Origin of the sequence: Shewanella sp. 10N.286.52.B9, from assembly GCF_002873635.1 — a bacterium.
GTDB lineage: Bacteria > Pseudomonadota > Gammaproteobacteria > Enterobacterales > Shewanellaceae > Shewanella.
In genome coordinates this window covers 1-4,224 of record NZ_MCTY01000035.1, presented here as the reverse complement: position 1 = coordinate 4,224, position 4,224 = coordinate 1, and the positions used below count along the sequence as shown (strand labels likewise).

At 37.5% G+C, this 4,224-nt stretch carries 4 protein-coding genes; 3 read left to right on the top strand and 1 reads right to left on the bottom strand.

What is annotated here, in order from left to right:
• Positions 1 to 157 precede the first annotated feature (157 nt).
• From BCU91_RS02970 to BCU91_RS02960, 3 genes are all read left to right on the top strand, one after another.
• On the top strand, positions 158 to 1,687 hold the full coding sequence (locus tag BCU91_RS02970; protein WP_198590423.1) for an AAA family ATPase: 1,530 nt from the start codon (positions 158 to 160) through the stop codon (positions 1,685 to 1,687).
• A gap of 117 nt (positions 1,688 to 1,804) precedes the next feature.
• Positions 1,805 to 2,359, top strand: a complete 555-nt coding sequence (locus BCU91_RS02965; RefSeq protein WP_102530875.1) for a GNAT family N-acetyltransferase — start codon at positions 1,805 to 1,807, stop codon at positions 2,357 to 2,359.
• A gap of 22 nt (positions 2,360 to 2,381) precedes the next feature.
• Positions 2,382 to 2,744 carry a hypothetical protein gene (locus BCU91_RS02960; protein WP_102530874.1) on the top strand — a complete coding sequence of 121 codons (363 nt, stop codon included), beginning with the start codon at positions 2,382 to 2,384 and terminating at the stop codon, positions 2,742 to 2,744.
• 102 nt (positions 2,745 to 2,846) lie between these two features.
• Here the strand turns inward: BCU91_RS02960 and ltrA are convergent, their stop codons facing one another.
• Complete coding sequence (ltrA, locus tag BCU91_RS02955) at positions 2,847 to 4,187, bottom strand: group II intron reverse transcriptase/maturase (RefSeq protein WP_102530873.1); 1,341 nt, start codon at positions 4,185 to 4,187, stop codon at positions 2,847 to 2,849.
• Between the last annotated feature and the right edge of the window lie 37 nt (positions 4,188 to 4,224).

Below are 4,224 nucleotides of genomic sequence, written 5' to 3'. Positions count from 1 at the left end.
GTATATTAAAAAAATAACAATTAGTAATTTTAAAGCATTCAATAAACTTGAATTTAATTGTAATGATAGCTTTAACGTTATTGTCGGTGAAAATAACATAGGTAAAACGACTGTTTTTGAAGCTTTATCCTTATAGAAATGTGCATATGAAGCATTAATTCAAGATAATGGAAATAAATTTTACAACGCGAGTACTGGTTATTATTTACCATTTAGTGATTTATTTTTACTTAGAATAATTGACGATAGTGATATTTTCTTTAATACAAGAAGTAAAAAGTTATCAATTTCAGTTGTTATAGCTGACGGAGATGAGGAATTTAACCTGAAAATTAAGCTTGTAAAGCCAGGAATAAAGAACACATACTTCAGACTATTTAATAACGAAAGTTTCAATGATTTTGTCCGTTTTTCTAACCACATCGAAAATAAAGAATGTTCATTAAAGAATGCGATTTTCATATATCAAACAAGACCCATCTCTACAATTATTAAGAATGAGCCTTTTTACAATAATGCACAAATAGACAAAAAGATCAGTATTGGTAAGTCTCATGATGTTTTGAGAAATAAGGTTTTAAAAACTGAAGACTCATCAGCACGTGTTGTAAATCGATTTGATAATTTGGAAACTCGTTTAGAGAGAGTGTTACAAAAAAGATATTCGATTAGGTTTAAAAATAGAAATAGACAAGATGACGAACACGTTAGAGTTAATGTCCAACCCGAAGACGGTAAAGAATTAGACTTATCTATGATGGGTAGTGGTTTTTTGCAAGTAGTTGAGATCTTTTCCACTCTTGAGTACATGAGAGCACACGCAGACGGGGTATGTTTAATATTAATTGACGAGCCTGATTCACATATCCATTCAGACCTGCAATCTCATCTAATTGATGAGCTAAGAGTACATGTTGAAAGTCAGATATTTTTGATTTCGCATAATGATCGGTTAGTGAATAAAGCAGATGAAGGTGAATTATATTACTTAAACTCAACAGTTAAACAACAAGGCAGGATGGATGCACTTGAAATTGATAACTTCCCTATGGTTCGGGAAGGCTTGGCAAGTGTATTGATGAGCCTTGAAATTGGAAACGAACTGCCAATAGTTATTACTGAAGGTAAAACAGACCAAAAAATATTAACAACAGCTTGGAATAAGTTAAACGATGCCCCAATCCCATTTAATATAATTTCATCTGGAATACAAATTGATGAAGGTAGCCGAACTGGTAGCGCAGACTCTGTCAGAAGAGCTATTGAATACATATCTACTTTAACAGATAGAATAATTATTGGTTTGTTTGATAATGATAGGGAAGGTGGCGAGCAATTTAAAGGATTGAATCGAGGTATATTTGAAGATCATGACTGGAATTCCAACATCAGAAAACATCGTACCAAGAACATCTTCGGGTTATGTTTGCCAGTTCCTGCTAATAGAGCACAGTTTGTTGTAAATGGTTCACCTACACAACGCTATTTTGTAATAGAACATTACTTTTCTAATGAAGTATTACTAAATCATAATATGAAAGGTGAAAGTATCCTTGGAACAGAAGTTTTTGAAATTTCGGGCAATAAAAATAATTTCTCTGATCAATGTGTAGAACTTGAAACTGTCGAATTTGAACATTTTAACTTACTATTTTCAGATATTCATAATGCGATAGAAGTGGCATAACAAGCGCTTTAAACGGAACAAAAACAGTTGGCTACGTTTTGATCTTGTACCACTTTGGCGGACAATTATAGCCAACAATTTTGTCCGCTTAAGTGGGCGTTATATTTTCAGAGAGTTATGAGTAATTTTCCAATAATTGAGACAAAAAGACTTATCTTAAATGAGCAAACTGTTGATGATTCCAAATCAATTTTTGCTATGTTTTCTGATAGCGATGTTACTGAGTTTTACGACTTGCATTTCAGCATAGAAAGTGAGGCTGTTGAGCTAATTGAAAATGACACAAAACGGTTTCAAGAAAGCAAAAGTGTCAGGTGGGCAATCCGTGAAAAATCAACTAACAATTTTATAGGTAGTTGTGGCATTAACCGTTTTGAAGAAAGTAATGACATAGCTGTTATTGGGTATGAATTTATTAAAGACTCATGGGGCAAAGGCTATGCTACGGAAGCTGTAAAGAGCGTTGTTGAGTATTCATTTTCTAAGCAGTGCCCTAAATTTGTCAACAGAATAGAAGCATACGTAATGCTTGGTAATAGGGCTTCTGAAATTGTATTGGAGCGGTTAGGGTTCAAGTGTGATGGTACATTAAGGCAGCATGGCAAATGGAAAGGTTCATATCATGATCTTAAAGTCTTTTCTCTGCTGCGCTCAGATGAAATGAAAATATAACAGATAAGGATAGGAGTCAGAATTGTCTAAAGATGATATTACAAAGCTGGTAACAACAGCTTTAACATTACCAATTTTCTTTTTTTTACTTGGGTATTCTTTTGAAGGTTTAGAACTATCTTTTATGGCCTTTGCATTTTTATTGTTACTAGCCGTTGTAGGTGGTGCAATTGGTGGTGTGTATGCCTACTTTGCACATAATTTATTTTTCAAGAGCTCATTCTTTGCTGGTCTAATTCCCTCAGTTATTTTAATGTTTATTGCTATAAAAATGGATCTAGATAATTTAATTGTACTTGGCGATTTATGTTTAATTGTAGCTTGTTGGGTTACAGCTTCTGAACTTGCATTTATCAAAAATAAATCAATGAAATCATCGTCATAATCGGGTAGCCGGAGGTATCTAACCTCCAGCCCCCACACCACCCTGCATGCGGCTCCGCACAGGGCGGTTCATTTAGAACACCTAACTTACTTTCTGGTTAGCCTATTTATTACAATAATGAACTTCGATCCATCCATCTCTTAGTGAATATAATCCTGCTTTCTTCAGATACTCATTACTCAGCGCTTGCTGGATCCCTGGTGTTTTTGAACTTCTCCATGGGCCTTTGCTTGTGATACCACAACCAACGGCCACTTGAATTTTGACGCCACGTTTAAGTAGGTTTTGCACCTTAGTCCGTGGTTTTCGCCACTGACGCCAGTAGCACATACGTACGCGACGACGGATCCAATGGTCTAAGTCGACACACCCTTGATAAGCATTAGCGATGCCAAAATAGTTGATCCAGCCTTGCATGTATTGACGCACTTTAAACAATTGATAACCCATGCTCACGCCCCAGTTTCGGTTCGTCAGCCGCCTCATCTTTTGTTTGAAAATGTGTAATGTTTTAGCATGCCACTGGATCTTTCCTCGGTTAAAGGTAAACCCGAGGAACTTGCTTTGACTTACCTTAACCACTTGGCTTTTCTGTGTATTAACGACCAGTTTTAGCTTAGTAGCAAGATAGTGAGTAATGCTATTAAGTACCCGTTCACCTGCTCGTTGAGATTTAACCAATATGATAAAGTCGTCCGCGTAGCGGGCGAATTTATGCCCTCGGCTTTCCAGCTCTTTATCCAAACTATCCAACATAATGTTTGATAGTAAAGGCGAGAGTGGACCGCCTTGAGCTACTCCTTCAAAGCTTGCTTCAAATTGGTCGTTGACCATCACCCCTGCACGTAGGTATTTACCAATAAGCGCCAAAAGGCGCTTATCCTGTACCTTGCTCTTTATTTGAGTCATGAGTAAATCATGATTAACTCGGTCAAAGAACTTGGACAGATCAACATCAACGGCAAATTTACGTTTCTGTTTGATGATACCCTTAACTTGCAGTACCGCTTGTTTGGCATTTCTATTCGGCCTAAAGCCAAAGCTATTATCCGAGAAGAATGGGTCAAACAGTGGAGTGAGTATTTGGGCTATCGCTTGCTGTATGACACGGTCAATGACGTTCGGGATCCCCAATTTGCGTTTACCGCCATCGGGTTTATCGATCTCTACACGCCTGACCGCTGAGGGTAGATATTTACCTTGCTCAAGTTGAGTTTTACACTGTTGCCAACCGCCTTGTTGCATCCAAATCGGGAAGGCTTCGATAGTCATACCATCGATACCAGCCGCGCCTTTATTGGCTTTAACTTGCCGCCAAGCTCGATGTAAATTCTCAGGTTCGAGTAGTTGCTGGAATAAATCGCTGTTGAAGGCCGGTTGCAGATCAATACGCTGCTGATAGTAATCGTCTGGCGACGTAGTGGGTATCGACAAGTTTGACAAGACTCCTCCTTCTTCTAAATGTTCAGGCCTTCACCAT